The organism is Polynucleobacter sp. AM-7D1 (genome assembly GCF_018688455.1).
In the GTDB taxonomy this organism is placed as follows: Bacteria; Pseudomonadota; Gammaproteobacteria; order Burkholderiales; family Burkholderiaceae; genus Polynucleobacter.
The window spans coordinates 1,170,321-1,186,744 of sequence record NZ_CP061319.1; the positions used below are offsets into that span (position 1 = coordinate 1,170,321).

Annotated in this window: 20 protein-coding genes; 11 read left to right on the forward strand and 9 right to left on the reverse strand. The window is 45.9% G+C overall.

Annotation, left to right across the window (positions count from 1 at the left end):
* Positions 1-163 precede the first annotated feature (163 nt).
* On the forward strand, positions 164-901 hold the full coding sequence (locus GQ359_RS06155) for an ABC transporter substrate-binding protein (protein WP_215385976.1): 738 nt from the start codon (positions 164-166) through the stop codon (positions 899-901).
* A 3-nt stretch (positions 902-904) separates the two neighbouring features.
* Here GQ359_RS06155 and GQ359_RS06160 read toward each other — a convergent pair whose 3' ends face one another.
* Complete coding sequence (locus tag GQ359_RS06160; protein ID WP_215385978.1) at positions 905-2,320, reverse strand: MBL fold metallo-hydrolase RNA specificity domain-containing protein; 1,416 nt, start codon at positions 2,318-2,320, stop codon at positions 905-907.
* A 62-nt stretch (positions 2,321-2,382) separates the two neighbouring features.
* Between GQ359_RS06160 and GQ359_RS06165 the strand changes: the two genes are divergently transcribed.
* Together GQ359_RS06165 and GQ359_RS06170 are read left to right on the forward strand one after the other, a co-directional pair.
* Entirely contained in the window at positions 2,383-3,264 is an 882-nt protein-coding gene (locus GQ359_RS06165) for an NAD(P)H-hydrate dehydratase (RefSeq protein ID WP_215385980.1), read from the forward strand.
* A gap of 6 nt (positions 3,265-3,270) precedes the next feature.
* A complete protein-coding gene (locus GQ359_RS06170) occupies positions 3,271-4,251 on the forward strand; it encodes a DMT family transporter (protein WP_215385982.1) in 981 nt (326 codons plus the stop codon).
* 22 nt (positions 4,252-4,273) lie between these two features.
* On the opposite strand, the gene GQ359_RS06175 is transcribed toward GQ359_RS06170, so the two are convergent.
* On the reverse strand, positions 4,274-4,555 hold the full coding sequence (locus GQ359_RS06175; RefSeq protein ID WP_215385984.1) for a protein tyrosine phosphatase: 282 nt from the start codon (positions 4,553-4,555) through the stop codon (positions 4,274-4,276).
* A gap of 80 nt (positions 4,556-4,635) precedes the next feature.
* On the opposite strand from GQ359_RS06175, the gene GQ359_RS06180 reads away from it, so the two are divergent.
* Positions 4,636-5,286 (forward strand): FABP family protein, encoded by a 651-nt coding sequence (locus tag GQ359_RS06180; protein ID WP_215385986.1) that lies wholly within the window; start codon positions 4,636-4,638, stop codon positions 5,284-5,286.
* A gap of 29 nt (positions 5,287-5,315) precedes the next feature.
* Here the strand turns inward: GQ359_RS06180 and GQ359_RS06185 are convergent, their stop codons facing one another.
* The gene (locus tag GQ359_RS06185; protein ID WP_215301109.1) at positions 5,316-6,464 is read right to left on the reverse strand and encodes an aminotransferase class V-fold PLP-dependent enzyme; all 1,149 of its coding nucleotides are present in this window, start codon (positions 6,462-6,464) and stop codon (positions 5,316-5,318) included.
* A 104-nt stretch (positions 6,465-6,568) separates the two neighbouring features.
* Positions 6,569-7,477: a DMT family transporter gene (locus GQ359_RS06190; RefSeq protein ID WP_215385988.1), complete on the reverse strand. Its 909-nt coding sequence runs from the start codon at positions 7,475-7,477 to the stop codon at positions 6,569-6,571.
* A 148-nt stretch (positions 7,478-7,625) separates the two neighbouring features.
* Here GQ359_RS06190 and GQ359_RS06195 point away from each other — a divergent pair, with 148 nt between their 5' ends.
* The 4 genes from GQ359_RS06195 (at position 7,626) to GQ359_RS06210 (ending at position 9,959) form a co-directional block, all read left to right on the forward strand.
* Positions 7,626-8,771, forward strand: coding sequence for an alpha-hydroxy acid oxidase (locus GQ359_RS06195; RefSeq protein ID WP_215385990.1), 1,146 nt, complete (start codon positions 7,626-7,628; stop codon positions 8,769-8,771).
* A gap of 160 nt (positions 8,772-8,931) precedes the next feature.
* Positions 8,932-9,573, forward strand: a complete 642-nt coding sequence (locus tag GQ359_RS06200; protein ID WP_251367841.1) for a hypothetical protein — start codon at positions 8,932-8,934, stop codon at positions 9,571-9,573.
* Entirely contained in the window at positions 9,570-9,761 is a 192-nt protein-coding gene (locus GQ359_RS06205; protein WP_215301115.1) for a hypothetical protein, read from the forward strand. Before GQ359_RS06200 ends, GQ359_RS06205 begins: the two co-directional genes overlap by 4 nt.
* Before the next feature lie 21 nt (positions 9,762-9,782).
* The gene (locus GQ359_RS06210; RefSeq protein ID WP_215385992.1) at positions 9,783-9,959 is read left to right on the forward strand and encodes a hypothetical protein; all 177 of its coding nucleotides are present in this window, start codon (positions 9,783-9,785) and stop codon (positions 9,957-9,959) included.
* Positions 9,960-10,002: 43 nt separating this feature from the next.
* Here GQ359_RS06210 and GQ359_RS06215 read toward each other — a convergent pair whose 3' ends face one another.
* Both GQ359_RS06215 and GQ359_RS06220 read right to left on the reverse strand, forming a co-directional pair.
* Positions 10,003-11,103 carry an alkene reductase gene (locus GQ359_RS06215; RefSeq protein WP_215385993.1) on the reverse strand — a complete coding sequence of 367 codons (1,101 nt, stop codon included), beginning with the start codon at positions 11,101-11,103 and terminating at the stop codon, positions 10,003-10,005.
* Between the two features lie 79 nt (positions 11,104-11,182).
* Entirely contained in the window at positions 11,183-12,130 is a 948-nt protein-coding gene (locus tag GQ359_RS06220) for a hydrogen peroxide-inducible genes activator (RefSeq protein ID WP_215385995.1), read from the reverse strand.
* A 141-nt stretch (positions 12,131-12,271) separates the two neighbouring features.
* On the opposite strand from GQ359_RS06220, the gene GQ359_RS06225 reads away from it, so the two are divergent.
* The 3 genes from GQ359_RS06225 to GQ359_RS06235 all read left to right on the forward strand — a co-directional run bounded on the left by GQ359_RS06225 (position 12,272) and on the right by GQ359_RS06235 (position 14,205).
* On the forward strand, positions 12,272-12,757 hold the full coding sequence (locus tag GQ359_RS06225) for a rubrerythrin family protein (protein ID WP_215301121.1): 486 nt from the start codon (positions 12,272-12,274) through the stop codon (positions 12,755-12,757).
* A 62-nt stretch (positions 12,758-12,819) separates the two neighbouring features.
* Positions 12,820-12,987, forward strand: a complete 168-nt coding sequence (locus GQ359_RS06230; RefSeq protein ID WP_215385997.1) for a rubredoxin — start codon at positions 12,820-12,822, stop codon at positions 12,985-12,987.
* 48 nt (positions 12,988-13,035) lie between these two features.
* Positions 13,036-14,205 (forward strand): NAD(P)/FAD-dependent oxidoreductase, encoded by a 1,170-nt coding sequence (locus tag GQ359_RS06235; RefSeq protein WP_215385999.1) that lies wholly within the window; start codon positions 13,036-13,038, stop codon positions 14,203-14,205.
* Between the two features lie 105 nt (positions 14,206-14,310).
* Here the strand turns inward: GQ359_RS06235 and GQ359_RS06240 are convergent, their stop codons facing one another.
* The 3 genes from GQ359_RS06240 to GQ359_RS06250 all read right to left on the reverse strand — a co-directional run bounded on the left by GQ359_RS06240 (position 14,311) and on the right by GQ359_RS06250 (position 16,420).
* Positions 14,311-14,904 (reverse strand): urate hydroxylase PuuD, encoded by a 594-nt coding sequence (locus tag GQ359_RS06240; RefSeq protein WP_215386001.1) that lies wholly within the window; start codon positions 14,902-14,904, stop codon positions 14,311-14,313.
* 33 nt (positions 14,905-14,937) lie between these two features.
* On the reverse strand, positions 14,938-15,516 hold the full coding sequence (sodB, locus tag GQ359_RS06245) for a superoxide dismutase (RefSeq protein WP_215303899.1): 579 nt from the start codon (positions 15,514-15,516) through the stop codon (positions 14,938-14,940).
* A 127-nt stretch (positions 15,517-15,643) separates the two neighbouring features.
* The gene (locus GQ359_RS06250) at positions 15,644-16,420 is read right to left on the reverse strand and encodes a 3-hydroxybutyrate dehydrogenase (RefSeq protein WP_215386003.1); all 777 of its coding nucleotides are present in this window, start codon (positions 16,418-16,420) and stop codon (positions 15,644-15,646) included.
* Positions 16,421-16,424 lie beyond the last annotated feature (4 nt).

The window sequence follows — 16,424 nt, forward strand, 5'->3', positions numbered from 1 at the left end:
ACCTCTAGATACAGCATCAGAAAGGGTAATAGTACCTAGAATATTGCATTCATTCACTGATGGGGCTTATTCCAATTTACTAGCAGCCCCAGAAACCTTAATATGAGAGGAAATAGAGCTTGGTTTGCCACAGCTTTTTGTTTTCTTTTTCTCCACTTTGCATATGAATACACTCAACCCTTCCCTGCTGAGCTCTTTTGTTCCAACCGGCACCTTGCGAGTCGGTATTAATTTAGGCAACCCTCTTTTGGCTAGCTTGGATGGCAACACAGGGGGTCCCAAAGGGATTACTGTGGATATAGCAAATTACATTGCTACCAAGCTACAACTACCTATTACGTTTACCTGCTATCCAATGGCAGGAGCTACTGTTGAGGCAGTTAAATCAAATGAGGTGGACTTGGTATTTGTAGCAATCGACCCGGTTCGTGGGGCCGATATCAGCTACACCCCTGCCTATATTCAGATTGAGGGGGCTTATATGGTGAAGGACTCTTCACCACTCACTAAGAATGAAGATGTAGATGCAGCAGGTAATGAAATTGTTGTTGGTAAAGGTAGTGCATATGATCTTTACCTTACTCGAGAAATCAAACACGCTAGTCTGCTACGTTCTGCTAATTCTCAAGCTGTGGTGGATGACTTTATGAAGGGCATTGGAAACGTTGCCGCTGGAGTTAAACAACAATTAGAAAGTGATGCCCTGCGCTACGATGGTTTACGCATGCTACCCGAACGATTTATGGTGATCAATCAGGCCATTGGCATTCCTAAGGCACGTGTTGATTTTGAAAAAATTAATGTCTACCTTAGTAGTGTGATTCAAGAACTCAAGACCTCAGGATTTATCGCAGAGGCCATGTTGCGCCACCAAGTTCAGGGTGCTAAGGTAGCTGAATAAGCCTCAACAAGAATAGGTGTGTAGACGCTCCGGAATAATCACGTTTTTCCACTCCAGTTCGTCACGAATGGTCTGAGCCAAGACGGCCGACGCCTCCGGTTCACCGTGCACCACAAATACGGATTTGGGTGCCGACTCAAAGCCACGCAGCCAATCCAATAAGCCAGCCTGATCAGCATGAGCGGATAAACCGCCAATCGTATGAACGGATGCACGAACTTGAACCTCTTCGCCAAAGAGTCGCACTTTAGCTGCCTTATCTACCAAGCGACGACCTAAGCTACCATACGCCTGAAAGCCGGTAATCACAATCGCATTTTGTGCCCGTGGCAAATTATTTTGTAGATGATGAACGATACGACCTGCATCGCACATACCACTTGCTGAAATAATGATCGCCCCACCCTTAATCTTATTGAGGGCTTTTGACTCCTCTACATCCGCAATGAATCTCAGATCAACCGCACCAGGATTTTTCTTAAACCATTCAAAAGTAGATTGAGACTCTTTATCTAGTTGAGCAAAAAAACGTTGAGTTAAATGAGTGGCCGCTGTTGCCATCGGTGAGTCCACCCAAATACTGAGATGAGGCAATAATTTACGCCTTACTAGATCAATCAATAGAAACAGCATCTCCTGTGTACGACCTACTGCAAAGGCGGGAATAATAATATTTCCATGGGCACTCAGAGTACTGGTGACCACTTCAATTAATTCAGACTCTGTATCAGCTAAAGTTTTATGCAAGCGGTCGCCATAAGTTGACTCCACCACTACTACATCGGCTTGAGCAATTCTGGCAGGATCGGGCATCAATAACTTACCCTTCATCCCAATATCCCCAGAAAACACACAGCGCTTTTTCTGGGCATGATCCTCGGTAATGTCGATTACAGCAATCGCCGATCCCAAAATATGTCCCGCATTTAGAAACTCTAAATGAATTCCCTTGCAAAGCTCGACATGTTCTCCGTAAGACAACACTTCACATTGGCCGAGCGCAAGCTCAGCCTCTTCCATTGAGTACAGCGCTACCGGTAAGTCCCCACGCCACTTACCCGCTTTTTGCCTACGCTCTGCCCGCTCGACATCAGAGCGCTGAAGGTGAGCACTATCTGGCAACAAAATCTTGAGTAACTCAAATGTGGCATCTGTACAGTAGATCGGGCCAGTAAATCCTTGGGCGCACAGTCTTGGCAATAGACCGCTATGGTCAATATGCGCATGAGTCAACACAATAAAATCAATTTCTTTGGGAGAAAACGGCAAAGGCTCCAGATTCTTAAAGCTGGCCTCGCGCCCACCCTGGAACATACCAAAGTCCACAATGAACCGGACTTCACGTCCACCAACAGTAGCCTCTACAGAATGTCTTGAGCCTGTAACCTCACCAGCTGCACCGAGAAATTGTATTTTCATTACTTAAGCATACTCTCGATAAAATCGATTGTTAAGCCACCTTTAAGAGCGATACTATTTAAATGAGCATTCCTTCCGAACTGAGATCTCTCGAGCTTGTTACTCGACTCAAGCGAGCACCCTCAGAACATAAAGGGAATGCTGGCAAAGTCCTGCTGGTTGGTGGTGCACCCGGCATGGCTGGCGCACTGTTGCTCTCCGGTAGCGCAGCGCTTCACTTAGGGGCTGGCTGGACGATATTGGAGATGCTAGATCCAACGGCTGCTCATGCAATGCCAGAGCAGGCTGAGTTAATGGTGCGCTTAGCGAGCTTTAATGCCCAAGAACAACTCGAAGCTACTGCTCCCGATGTCATTGCGATTGGCCCAGGCCTTGGTTTTTCAGCGCTGGCAAGAGATTGGTTAGTTGCCGCACTGCACTACCCAAATGCGCCTGTGGTGATTGATGCCGATGCACTCAATTTAATTGCCGATAACCCTGAGTACTTAGATCTTCTCAAGCAGCGTAATCAAGTCTACCCAGGCATGAGTGTTCTCACCCCGCACCCAGGAGAGGCTGCACACCTGCTCAATACGACAAGCGATGTCGTGCAAGCAAATCGTTTGGCCGCATTATCAGACCTCATCACACTCACCAACTCCATTGTTGTACTCAAGGGTCAACATACACTGATAGCCTCACCGCTTAATGCAGCTATGCAGTGCCAACAAGGAAATCCTGGTATGGCTGTCGGTGGCATGGGGGATGTATTAACGGGTAGCATTGCTGCTATTGCCGCTCAAGGCCTTCGCCATGATCTCAATTTATGGGAAGCGAGCTGTATTGGGGTTCAGCTTCATGCATCTGCAGCCGATAGCTTGGTGGCCAAGCAAATTGGTCCTATTGGACTTACTCCAACAGAGGTTATTTTGGAGATGCGGAACTTGCTCAATAAACTGTTATAAAACTGCATGCCATCCGCTAGCGAAACCCTTCATCACCGTCGTTACATTTACGGCCTCTTAATGGCCGGCTTAGGTTCTGTGCTTTTTTCCGGAAAAGCGATTCTCATTAAGCTCGCCTTTAGCTACGGTGCAAATGCAGAAACTTTGATTGCTTTACGCATGTTGATGGCCCTCCCTCTATTCTGGGGGATTTTTTGGTGGCACTCACGTAAACAGTTTATGAGCCCCCTCACTTGGCGAGATCAAGTGAAGATATTTGTTCTGGGATTCATGGGTTACTTTCTATCTAGCTATCTCGACTTTCTGGGTCTTCAATATATCTCCGTTGGATTGGAACGCATTGTTCTGTATCTCACACCAACCATCGTGCTCTTGATTTCTTATTTTGTTCTCAATAAATCCATTAGTCGTTTGCAGTGGTACGCACTTGCTGTTGGGTATCTTGGTGTCATTGCGGTGTTTATCCAGGATGCCAGCTCTACCGGCACCTTGGCAGTGCTCGGCATGTTACTGGTCTTTGCAAGTGCATGCTCCTATGCGATCTACATGATTGGTTCTGGAGAAATGGTGAAGCGTGTGGGTAGCGTACGCTTAGTGGTCTATGCCAGCTCTGCCTCTGCACTTCTCAGTGTGATTCAGATTCTGATTTACGAACCTTCGGCTGTATTTAAGCAAGTGCAGCAGATCTATTGGCTCAGCCTTCTCAATGCAAGCCTTTGCACAGTCATTCCAATGCTCTTGATCATGATTGCAATCAACCGTATTGGCTCACCCTTAGTTGCTCAAGCCGGAATACTCGGCCCTGTCTCAACACTCTTTATGGGATGGCTTGTACTCTCCGAGCCGATTACCTGGATTCAGATTATTGGGATGAGCTTGGTGATGGGGGCAATGTGGTTGCTAGTGCGTAACGATGGCGCTAGCAAAACAAAAGAGTTAAACCCTTCAAAGCCTTTGGACCTTGAGGGATCTGACCCCCTCAATTAGTTCTTGAGTTAAAACCGAGAATCTATTGTTGAGGAGCGGCAGGTTGAGGAGTTGCTGGTTGTTGAGCTGCTTTTGCTTTTTTCTTCGCTTTTTTCTTAGACTTCTTCTCTGCTTTCTTATCCTTCAGGGACTTCTTAGCAGTCTTCTTGCTAGCTTTCTCTGCTTGAGCAGCAGGTGCTGTAGCAGGAGCAGCTAGTGGCGCTGGGGCTGTTACTGGGTCTGCCGCCATTACGCTCAGAGGTGATAAACCAATAGAGGCAGAAATGAAGGTAACAAAAAACAGTTTTACAAAGCGGGCAGGCATTAAAACTCCAAAATGTTTGTGGATAATTTGATAATACTCAATTATTTACCATTCATTCCTCATTTACCCAGGACCTGCCCATGAACTCTTTTCCATCTGATATTTATACAGAACCGCAGGGATACTCAGTCAATACCCTGGAAAACTTAGGCCCCCTCACCCGCCTTGCTGGCATCTGGGAAGGCCAACGAGGATTGGATATCAAACCAAAAGCTGAGGGGCCAAAGAAGCAGGTCTATACCGAACGTATTGAGATGCAGCCAATTGATCCGCAAACCAATGGGCCGCAGCTGTTTTATGGATTGCGCTATCACCTTCACATTACCAAACCAGACCAAGTAAAAACTTATCATGATCAAGTTGGGTATTGGCTTTGGGAGCCTGCAACCGGGCTGATCGTTCACACCCTTACCATCCCAAGAGGCATGGTCACTATGGCAACAGGAAAAGCTTCCGCTAATGCAACTCAGTTTGAGTGTGTAGCCAAAATTGATGATCCAACTGCTGGTATCTCATCAAGTCCTTTTCTAGACTATGCCTTCAAAACAATTGAGTACCGCATCATGGTGACCATCTTGGAAGATGGCACTTGGTCTTATGAGCAAGACACAGTGATGATGATCAAAGGCCAAACCGAAGCCTTTCATCATCTAGATACCAATGTACTGAGCAAAGTTGGTGAAGCGACACCCAACCCTCTAGCTTTAGACGCAATGAAAAAGCCGTCGTAAGACGGCCTTTCGGGTTGAATCTTTGTTGCTTAAGCTGGCTGTGCTTCAGTCTCAGTAATTTTTTCTAGAGCCGCAGCAAGATGACCAACCGTGCGATCAATATGTGCCAATTTTTCTAGGCCAAATAAACCAATTCGGAAAGTACGGAAGTCTGGACGCTCATCACACTGCAGTGGCACGCCAGCAGCAGTTTGCAAACCAAGAGCAATAAACTTCTTACCAGACTGAATATCAGGGTCCTTGGTATAGCTCACTACTACGCCGGGAGACTGAAAGCCTTTTGCTGAAACTGAGTGGTAGCCGTTCGATACCAATAAGGCACGCACCTTCTCACCCAACTCTTGCTGTTTGGCTTTGAGTGCTGCGAAACCTAGAGACTGAGTTTCTTTCATCACATTGCGCAAAATTTTGAGCGCATCTGTTGGCATGGTGGTGTGATACACGTGACCACCCTTTTCGTAGGCTTCCATAATTTGGAGCCACTTTTTCAAATCCATTGAGAAGCTGCTGCTTTGCGTAGCGTCAATACGCTCACGCGCCCTGTCACCCATTGCAATCAATGCACAGCAAGGCGAGCTACTCCAGCCTTTTTGTGGTGCCGTAATGACTACGTCAACATTACAAGCCTTCATATCTACCCACATCGCACCAGAGGCGATGCAATCGAGCACAAACAAACCATTCACTGATCGAACTGCTTCTCCGACAGCCTTGAGATAGTCATCCGGCAAAATAATTCCGGCAGATGTTTCTACATGAGGAGCAAAAACCACTGCTGGCTTTTCTTTCTTAATGAAAGCAACCACCTCTTCAATAGGCGCTGGAGCAAACACACCCTGAGCGGTATCTTCTAATTGCTTACCTTTGATAACGGTAATGTCTTGGGTAATGTTTGCGAGATCAAAAATCTGCGTCCAGCGATAGCTAAACCAACCATTGCGTAATACGAGGCACTTTTGATTATTGGCAAATTGACGGGCAACTGCTTCCATACCAAAGGTGCCGCTACCTGGAACAATCACTGCAGAGCTAGCGTTATAAGCATCTTTCAAGACGCTAGAGATATCCACCATGACTTTTTTGAACTCTTCAGACATGTGGTTTAGCGAACGATCGGTATAAACGACCGAAAACTCTAATAGACCGTCTGGATCAACATTCGGGAGTAAGCCTGGCATAGTAATTTCCTAGTAAATCGTAAGATTAGGACTAAATGATACTGATTTAGCACTCTTTAGGTGGCGAAGCTTTGAAAATTGGCTTTTTTGGCAAATAAAGGGGGTTATGCACTTTTCCGTGCCGTGGATGAAACCAATATTCCGACCACAATCAGGACAAAAGCTAGGCCATGGAACAGTTGAGGCGGATCCCCCAAAATAGCGGCTGAGAGAAGTGCTGTGAATAAGGGGATCAGGTTGGCAAAGAAAGCTGCCACCGTGGGTCCGGCACCATTTACCCCTAAACCCCAGCAGCGATAGGCAATTAATGATGGGCCGATTGCCACAAAAACGATTAATGCCCCAGTCCAATAGTTGAGATCAATAAAGGCATGCCCTGTAGCAATCTCGACCCCCTCAAATAACATCGTCCACATAAATCCAATGAAAACCTGGGCCATTAAAAACTCAGCCCACGGCCACTGTCGCTCAGTACTCTCTCCTGGACGACTAATCATCCAGCTATAGAAGGCCCAAAGAATCGTTGCCAACATGATGAATAAATCACCCATCACCACTTCCATACTTAACAGGCTAGTAGGCTCACCACGGGTTAACACCACAGTGACGCCTACTAAAGAAACAAGCGCCCCCAGCATTTGTAATAGCGTTGGTTTCACTTGATATAAGACAGCGCCAATCAAAAGCATCCAGATCGGCATACTGGCCCCAATCAGGGTGACATTAATAGCCGTCGAGGTCTGCAGGGCAAGATAGAGGAGCACGTTATAGCTACCGACCCCCAATAAACCTAAGACCAGAAAACGGCTTTTGTTTTGCCAAAGAGCGCTGCCGGGCTTAAAAATTTTCCAGCCAAAGGGTAGCAAGATCAAGGCTGCTAAACCCCAGCGAACCGCACTTAGGGTGATCGGGGAAATACTCCCCACCAACACCCTCCCGGCTATTGCATTACCCGCCCAGAAAATGGTAGCTAGCGTTAAATAAAAGACGGTCGACAGGCTTAATTGAGGCATTCAGAAGGATTTGACTAGGTAAGAAGGGCTTATTGAGCCCCAAGAAGGACTTTACCTAAGCATTGTAGAAACAAATGTCCGGTATTGCTAAGATAGAGCTTAAATTAGCATCAGCCATCTGGCATCAGCGACATACAAAGGGGTTTTAGTGGAAATCATCACCAATATTGAAGATTTGCGGGTTTTACATCAAAAGCGCACCCCCAAGATGTTCTATGACTACGCAGATTCTGGTTCATGGACTGAGTCTACTTACCGATCTAACGAATCCGATTTTCAGAAAATCAAACTGCGTCAACGTGTTGCAGTGAATATGACTAACCGCACCACCAAAACCACGATGGTGGGTCAAGAGGTGGCAATGCCAGTTGCGCTGGCTCCAACTGGCCTAACTGGCATGCAATATGCCGATGGTGAAATTCTGGCTGCGCGTGCTGCAGAAAAATTTGGTGTTCCCTTCTGCTTATCCACTATGAGCATTTGCTCTATTGAAGATGTCGCAGAACGAACCACTAAACCTTTTTGGTTCCAGCTTTATGTCATGAAAGACCGCGGTTTTATTGAGCGTCTAATTGAACGTGCCAAAGCAGCAAAATGCTCTGCTCTCGTGCTCACTTTAGATTTACAAATTCTAGGGCAACGTCATAAAGATTTAAAAAATGGTTTATCTGCACCTCCAAAGCTGACGCTCAAAAACATCATGAACATGATGACCAAGCCCCGCTGGTGCATGGGCATGGCAATGACTCCTCGCAGAACCTTTCGCAATATTGTTGGTCATGCCACTGGTGTTGGCAATATGTCCTCCCTCTCCTCCTGGACAGCTGAGCAGTTTGACCCAGGCCTTAGCTGGGATGATGTGGAGTGGATTAAAAAACTCTGGGGTGGCAAGCTCATTATTAAAGGTATTTTGGATGAAGAGGATGCACGCCTAGCGGTTAACTCCGGCGCAGATGCATTGATTGTCTCCAATCATGGTGGACGTCAATTAGATGGCGCTATCTCCAGTATTAATGCTTTACCAGGGATCGTCAATGCAGTTGGCAATGACATCGAGGTTTGGATGGATGGCGGTATTCGATCTGGTCAAGATGTATTGAAGGCTTGGGCACTTGGTGCACGCGGCACCATGATCGGCCGCCCTTTCCTCTATGGCTTGGGCGCCATGGGTGAGGCCGGTGTGACCAAATGTCTCGAGATTATTCACAAAGAATTGGATATAACAATGGCCTTTACAGGTCACCGCGACATTCAAAATGTAACTAAAGATATCTTGTATCCAGGGACTTTTTAATATTCCACACCTCGCCAATTACCCCGGATTAGTATTTGTCATCTCTGCTGTAGTCCTCTCAGGTTCAGTATGGTTTGGCAATGTTGTACTAGGCAAGTACCGTACTAAAGATACCGAGACCTCTGCTGATTTAGGAATCATTCAGACTGCAACACTAACTTTGCTGGGTCTCATTATTGGCTTTACCTTCTCTATGGCTATGGCTCGATATGATCTGCGGCAAACATACGAGGAAGCCGAGGCAAATGCCATTGGTACTGAGTTTTTAAGGGCTGATCTCTTGCCAAATAAAACGGCAGAAACTATTAAAGGGATTTTGAAGGATTACTTGGATCAGCGCATCTTGTTCTACTCCAAACAAGATCGAGAAACCGCCAGACAAATTACGCAACGCACTATTTCCATAGAAAATGCCATGTGGAACGAACTAATGCCGGTTGCTCGCAGCCAACCATCCCCCAATATGGCACTCGTAATCTCCGGTCTAAATGATGTCATTAATGCACATGGCTACACCCAGGCTGCCTGGTGGAATCGCATACCAACTGCCGCCTGGTGGTTAATGGCAGCAGTTGCTATATGCGCAAATGCATTGGTAGGTTTTGGTGCAAGAAACTATAAGCGCAATGTCGGACTATTTATGATTTTTCCTGTGATGATTTCTATCGCATTCTTTTTGATTTCAGATATTGATAGCCCTCGTGGTGGCGTAATCCGAATCGATCCACGAAATTTAATTGATTTGAAACATAATCTGAATGCTGTGCATAACCCTGCACTCTCTATAGGTGGTAAAAAATGAAACGTGTTGTAGACGTATATAAAGATCGAGGTCGTGAACTGGTATGGACTTATGTCATTCACCTTGGCAATGTGGATTTTCATCCAGCCCAAATTGACTTTGAACAAGAGGCTCTGAGACTTTCTCAGCTTGATAAGCGCGGAACTCTGAACGAACTCAGCGCCAAAGCGAGACTCTCCGTTCGATAAATTTCACACTGACTCTGATATATGAAACCCTTAAGCAAAAAAGCCAAGATGGCAGTTGGATGGACGATCTTGATGACTGTTATCGGCACTGCCATGCTGCATCAATGGGAATTCTTTGCCATGGGTTGCGCTTCCATTGCGCTACTACTAGTTGCAAACCACTACGATCTATTGAAAGATCCTGAAGACAAAAAATAAGGCCCCCATCTTTCGATAGAGGCCTGTATCAATCTTTTTAGTTTTATAGCGTTGGGTAGTCCGTATATCCCGCTTCTGCCCCACCATAAAACGTTGCACGGTTATAGGGATTGAGGGCTGCACCCTGCTGGAAACGCTCTGCTAAGTCCGGATTAGCAATATACAAACGACCATAAGCTACAGCGTCTGCCAAGCCAGCCTCTAAAACGGCCTCACCCATGGCTTGATCATATCCGCCGGCACTAATGAATTGACCCTCATATGCAGCTCGGAATATCTCTGAAGTAATGGGTGCCTCAGAGTTCACCTGATCATTACCGCCAGCAGTAGTAGATCGCGGCTCAATCATATGAACATAGGACAAGTGATAGCCATTGAGCTTTTGAATCACTGCATTGAATAAGGCAATTGGATCGCTATCAGCAATGTCATTAAAGCTGCCGTAAGGTGATAAACGCACGCCAATACGATCATTTGAAAAGACCTTGGCAACCGATTCAATCACTTCACCTAGTAGACGAATACGATTTTCAATTGAGCCACCATACTCGTCAGTACGTTGATTGGTTTTATCTTGTAAAAACTGATCCAATAAATAACCATTGGCAGAATGAATTTCCACACCATCAAAACCCGCTGCTTTGGCATTGGCTGCAGCCAATTCAAAATCTTTTAATAGGCGAGCAATATCTTCAGTCGTCATTGCTTTAGGAGTTTCATAATCATGCAACTTCCAGTCAGCGCCATAAGTTTGACCTGCAGGTGCAATAGCAGAAGGCGCTTCGGGAGCGCCCTGCTCAGGATGCAAGGAGGAATGAGAGATACGACCCACATGCCAAAGTTGGGCAACCATCTTGCCACCCTGAGCATGCACTGCATTCACAATCTCTTTCCAAGCGGCTGTTTGATCGGCAGAATAAATTCCAGGGGTTGCTGGATAGCCTTTTCCGATTGACGAAATTTGTGTTGCTTCGCTGATGATGAGACCAGCACTTGCCCTTTGTGCATAGTATGTTTTTGCCAAAGGGTTAGGCACATCGCCTTCAATAGCGCGCATTCTGGTAAGTGGAGCCATCACCAAGCGATTTTTTAATTCAATGGCGCCAAGTTTGACGGGGGTAAACATGATTTCTTTTCCAGACATGAACTACTTTCTTTTAAATTAGATACATTTATTAATGGGGCAACTTTAGCAGGGATAGCATAGTCCTGCAGACACCCCGCTAGACTCTTTGAAAACTCTTGCGACTGCCACGACTAATTCTTGGGTTAGACTTAAATCTAACTTCAATACTTTCGGCGAGCGCCTGGAACTCTTCAAGATGTGCAGTAGAAGCGCGAGCCACAAGCGCGATCACCCTCTTAGGAGCGGGCGGAGCTAGTGGTCGAGCAAGCAATGTCGTGCCATTTAAGAGCCCTCCCTTGACCGCCATCTCAGGCAGCAGTGCAATGCCCATGCCTGACTCCACCATTTGTAACAAAGTGAGCAGACTCGTTGCCTCCACACCATCTGCATTACGAATATCAGAGCGCTTACAGGCTTGCATTGTGTGGTCACGAAGACAGTGACCTTCCTCCAGCAGCAATAAGCGTTCAGCCATTTTTGCGGGTAGGTGAATATCCTTGCCTTTAAGAGCTGGATCGTCTGCTCTGGCTACCACCCAAAATTCATCGATAAAGAGTTCTTTTACCAACAAGCCGGCCGTGTCATATGGCAAAGCAATTAATGCAAAGTCCAGCTGATGATCAACTAAGCGCGACAATAAATTAGCAGTTAAGTCTTCACGCAAGGCAACTTTTAGATTGGGGTAATACTCCCGAATATCTGGCAATACATTTGGCAATAGGAATGGTGCGATAGTCGGAATCACGCCAAGGCGAATAGTTCCAGACATCGGCTTGCCAGCTGCATCCGCATATTCCACCAAATCCTGAGATGAGGCCAAGATTGCCTTAGCCCTCTCCAGAATCTCCATACCAATTGGAGTAATGGCCACGTTTTGGCGATCTCGCTCTACCAAGCGCACGCCTAGACCATCCTCAAGCTCCTTTAAGCCTGCACTTAAGGTTGACTGACCAACGAAACAGGCCTCTGCAGCCCTAGTAAAGTTCAGCTCTTGAGCAATGGCTACAAAATAGCGCAACTGACGTAATGAAGGTAAAGCAGTCATACGTTGCAAAACTCCTTATAATCGATTTATTAGATAAATAATATCATTATTATTTATTGGACTGATTATCTTTTGAGGTTCAGAATTCATTCCATGGTGTTTAAGCACCGTTTACAAATCAATATGAAAAGGAATGAAAAAATGGCACGTCCAGAAATTAAAACCATCCAAAACTTAGAGTCTGCTTTTGCAGGTGAATCTATGGCGCATATCAAGTATCGTTATTTTGCAAAATTAGCACGCGCTGCTGGCGATATTGAAACTGCTGAAATCTTTGAGGCAACTGCAGACCAAGAAGTCATGCATGCCTTTGGTCACCTCGATTTACTCTACCCCGCGAATACGATTACTCCAACTCGTGCCTTAGAGATCGCAATCGAGGGTGAGACATATGAATACACCGAAATGTACCCAACTTTCCGTAAAACAGCGGTAGATGAAGGTAATACAGCAGCGGTAGTGGAGATTGATGAGCAAATTGCCGAATCAAAAGAGCATGCAGAGCAGTTTCAAGCCATGTTGGCAAAAGCAGCAAAACGCTTTGCAGCCTTGGCTAATGTAGAGGAGCGCCATGCTAACCACTACAAAAAGGCCTTAGAAAAAGCGAAAGAATTTGCTGCAGTCTGAGCGGCTTTAGAAATAAAACAGAATTAAATTTAAACTGATCAAATTATCTTAAAGGAAATATCATGAAATCTTGGCAATGTATCGTATGCGGCTTCATCTATGACGAAGCAAAAGGCTTACCGGAAGACGGCATTCCTGCGGGCACAGCTTGGGCTGACATCCCAGAAGATTGGGAATGCCCTGACTGCGGTGTAGCAAAATCGGATTTTGAAATGGTGCAAGTTTCTTAATTCAAGCCTCATATCACTCATTTAACTGCATTACTAGGGAGTCCAGCTTTGGATCATCAGAATCAATCATCTTCATCAGGAATTGTCATCATCGGTAGCGGCTTAGCTGGATTTACAGTTATTCGCGAATTGCGCAAGCTGGATAAAGCAGTACCGATCACTCTGGTGACTCGCGAGCCAGGCTACTTTTACTCAAAGCCCATGCTCTCTACCGCACTAGCGAGTAATAAGTCTGCAGAGCAATTGGTTTCAAGCAATGCAGAAGGTATGGCAGCCCAATTGGAGATTACGATTTTGGATGACCTTGATGTCACTGAAATCAACACAGCTTCCCAGACAATTGAAACCTCTAAAGGATCAATTCCATATGGAAAGTTGGTGCTAGGCTTGGGCGCAGATCAAATACGCCTGCCTTTGCAAGGTAACGCTGCTAAAGAAGTGATTACAGTAAATGATCTGGAAGAGTATGCCCAATTTCGCAAGGCAATCGCAGGGAAAAAACGCATTGTGATTTTAGGTGCTGGACTTATTGGATGCGAATTTGCAAACGATTTAGTTTTGGGGTCTTATGAAGTGGATGTGATAGATCTAGCGCCCCAAGCCTTAGGACGACTCCTTCCTGAAGCAGCTGCTCAAGCACTCCAAACTAAGTTAAGTGAGGCGGGTGTTCGTTGGCACTTTGGAACTACCGTGCAATCAGTGGATCGCAATGGTGAATCCCTCACGGTGACCCTCGCTAATGGAACGGTGATCACCAGTGATGTCTTTCTATCAGCAGTAGGATTGAAGCCTCGACTAGATTTGGCTAAAGCGAGCGGCATTGCAACAGGCACAGGAATTACAGTGAATCGCCAGTTGGAGACTAGCGCAAAGAATGTCTTTGCCATCGGTGACTGCGCTGAAGTAGATGGCCTGGTTCTACCCTATGTCATGCCAATCATGCAGGCAGCACGTGCTTTAGCGCCAAACCTCATCGGACAGCCAGCCACCCTCACCTATCCTGCTATGCCGGTGATGGTAAAGACGCCCGCCCTTCCAACGATTGTTTCTCCACCAGCAAAAGGTGCGCTTGGCGATTGGAAAATCAATGACGTGGAAGGCGGCCTTGAGGCACGTTTTGAGTCAAGTGATGGCAAGCTGCTAGGCTTTGCTCTTTTGGGAACAGCAACAGCACAACGCGGTGCCCTGACAAAAGAGTTGCCGCCAATATTGCAATAAGCGGTAGATTTATATCGCCCATTCAAATTGTTTTTTGAAATAGCTGCATGGATTAAGTAAAAGGCCCGCAATTGCGGGCCTTTTCAATGAACTAGTTCAACTTACTTAAGCAAGCGCAACAAACCAAGTTGCATTGTGTGATTGAGCGACCATCAAAAACAACATAGGAATAGAAAGCATCGTATTAAAGCGTGAGACCAACATCGCAACACGCGCAGACTTAGCCTTGACATCAGGCTCGACCGCCACAATACCCAGGGCTCGTTTCTGAAGTGGCCAAATAATGAACCAAACATTGAAGGCCATTACCAAAGCGATCCACATACCTAAACCAATTGCACGAAATGGCGCTTGCAAGGTAAATGCTTGATGCGCATAGCCATTCAAAACGGCCAAAATCATGCCGCTAACAACGGTAAATAAAGCTGCCCAACGAAACCAAAACAAAGCCGTTGGGGCGATGACTTTACCAATAGCTGGCTTTTGCTCATCAGGAATTTTTGGCATCGAGGGAATTTGCACAAAATTGAAGTACCACAGCAAACCAACCCACATCACGCCAACCATCACGTGAATCCAGCGGAATAAAAATGGCAACTCAATAGAGCTTAGATTGGCACCTAAGCCCAAAACAATTAAAGCAAGGAGTACAAACCCAGCTAAAACTGTGCGACCTAATGAGGTAAAGATAGATGCCATAGAAACCTTCTTAATAAAAATAGTTAAGCGAGATTAAGCAAAATTCTTGCTAGCAAAATCCCAGTTCACTACATTCCAGAAATTTTCTAAATACTTAGGACGTGCATTGCGTGTATCAATGTAATAAGCATGCTCCCATACATCGCAAGTCATGAGCGGCTTTGCATCAGTAGTCAGCGGTGTAGCAGCATTGCTGGTTGAAGCCAAATCCAGTGAACCGTCAGCCTTCTTCACCAACCAAGCCCAACCGGATCCAAATGTACCTATTGCACATTTGGCAAACTCTTCTTTGAATTTATCAAAAGAACCCCACTTAGCATTGATGGCATCGGCCAAAGCACCCGTTGGAGCGCCGCCACCATTTGGCTTCATGCTATTCCAGTAAAAGGTGTGGTTCCATACTTGAGCTGCATTATTAAAAACACCGCCAGCAGATTTTTTAACAATATCCTCTAAAGATGCATTTTCAAACTCAGTCCCTTTAATTAAGTTATTGAGATTGGTGACATAAGTTTGGTGATGCTTCCCGTAGTGAAACTCTAGCGTTTCTTTAGAAATGAATGGGGAAAGCGCATCCAATGCGTAAGGTAACTGAGGTAATGTGTGTTCCATCATTTTTTCCTTTAAAGACGTGTTAATAAATAGCTATAGGGCCATATTCGACCTAACTATAGTCGATTCTGGCGATTTTGTTTGAGCGTGAAAAAATGGGGCTGACTGTATCAACCCCACCCATGGATTACTGGGCTGTCCAGCCACCATCCATATTCCAAGCCACTCCACGCACCTCAGAGGCATCAGGACCGCAAAGGAAAATGGCTAATGCAGCCAATTGCTCGGGAGCCACGAATTCGCCGGAGGGCTGCTTCTCTGAAACCAAAGCCTTTTTAGCCTCTTCATTTGAAATCCCATCGCGCTCTGCGCGGGCATCCACTTGTTTTTGAACCAAGGGGGTAAGGACCCATCCTGGGCAAATCGCATTGCAGGTAATTCCAGTTTTAGCATTCTCTAAAGCAGTCACTTTAGTTAAGCCAACAATGCCATGCTTTGCAGCAACGTAAGCAGACTTTTGAACTGAACCCACCAAACCATGCACAGAGGCAATATTGATAATGCGACCCCAGTTACGCTTCTTCATTCCAGGCAAGGCGTGATGAGAGGTATAGAAAGCTGAACTGAGATTAATGGCAATAATGGATTCCCATTTATCTGCCGGAAAATCTTCCACATTAGCTGTGTATTGAATGCCCGCATTGTTCACCAAAATATCAAGTGATCCAAAACGTGCTTCAGTTTGCTTAATCAGATCTTCAATCTCAGCAGGCTTACTCATGTCAGCACCGTGATAATCCACCTCTACTCCGCATGCTTTGATCGCAGCGATAGCGGCATCTTTTTCACCAAAACCATTGACCATAATATTGGCGCCCTGCTTTGCTAATCCGATAGCCATTGCCAAACCAATGCCACTTGTAGAGCCAGTGACCAGTGCCGTTTTACCTTTTAATTGAGACATGAAT

Coding starts and splice junctions, on each gene's coding strand:
- GQ359_RS06155 (WP_215385976.1), top strand. CDS start 164: ATGAATACACTCAACCCTTCCCTGCTGAGCTCTTTTGTTCCAACCGGC.
- GQ359_RS06160 (WP_215385978.1), bottom strand. CDS start 2,320: ATGAAAATACAATTTCTCGGTGCAGCTGGTGAGGTTACAGGCTCAAGA.
- GQ359_RS06165 (WP_215385980.1), top strand. CDS start 2,383: ATGAGCATTCCTTCCGAACTGAGATCTCTCGAGCTTGTTACTCGACTC.
- GQ359_RS06170 (WP_215385982.1), top strand. CDS start 3,271: ATGCCATCCGCTAGCGAAACCCTTCATCACCGTCGTTACATTTACGGC.
- GQ359_RS06175 (WP_215385984.1), bottom strand. CDS start 4,555: ATGCCTGCCCGCTTTGTAAAACTGTTTTTTGTTACCTTCATTTCTGCC.
- GQ359_RS06180 (WP_215385986.1), top strand. CDS start 4,636: ATGAACTCTTTTCCATCTGATATTTATACAGAACCGCAGGGATACTCA.
- GQ359_RS06185 (WP_215301109.1), bottom strand. CDS start 6,464: ATGCCAGGCTTACTCCCGAATGTTGATCCAGACGGTCTATTAGAGTTT.
- GQ359_RS06190 (WP_215385988.1), bottom strand. CDS start 7,477: ATGCCTCAATTAAGCCTGTCGACCGTCTTTTATTTAACGCTAGCTACC.
- GQ359_RS06205 (WP_215301115.1), top strand. CDS start 9,570: ATGAAACGTGTTGTAGACGTATATAAAGATCGAGGTCGTGAACTGGTA.
- GQ359_RS06210 (WP_215385992.1), top strand. CDS start 9,783: ATGAAACCCTTAAGCAAAAAAGCCAAGATGGCAGTTGGATGGACGATC.
- GQ359_RS06215 (WP_215385993.1), bottom strand. CDS start 11,103: ATGTCTGGAAAAGAAATCATGTTTACCCCCGTCAAACTTGGCGCCATT.
- GQ359_RS06220 (WP_215385995.1), bottom strand. CDS start 12,130: ATGACTGCTTTACCTTCATTACGTCAGTTGCGCTATTTTGTAGCCATT.
- GQ359_RS06225 (WP_215301121.1), top strand. CDS start 12,272: ATGGCACGTCCAGAAATTAAAACCATCCAAAACTTAGAGTCTGCTTTT.
- GQ359_RS06230 (WP_215385997.1), top strand. CDS start 12,820: ATGAAATCTTGGCAATGTATCGTATGCGGCTTCATCTATGACGAAGCA.
- GQ359_RS06240 (WP_215386001.1), bottom strand. CDS start 14,904: ATGGCATCTATCTTTACCTCATTAGGTCGCACAGTTTTAGCTGGGTTT.
- sodB (WP_215303899.1), bottom strand. CDS start 15,516: ATGGAACACACATTACCTCAGTTACCTTACGCATTGGATGCGCTTTCC.
- GQ359_RS06250 (WP_215386003.1), bottom strand. CDS start 16,420: ATGTCTCAATTAAAAGGTAAAACGGCACTGGTCACTGGCTCTACAAGT.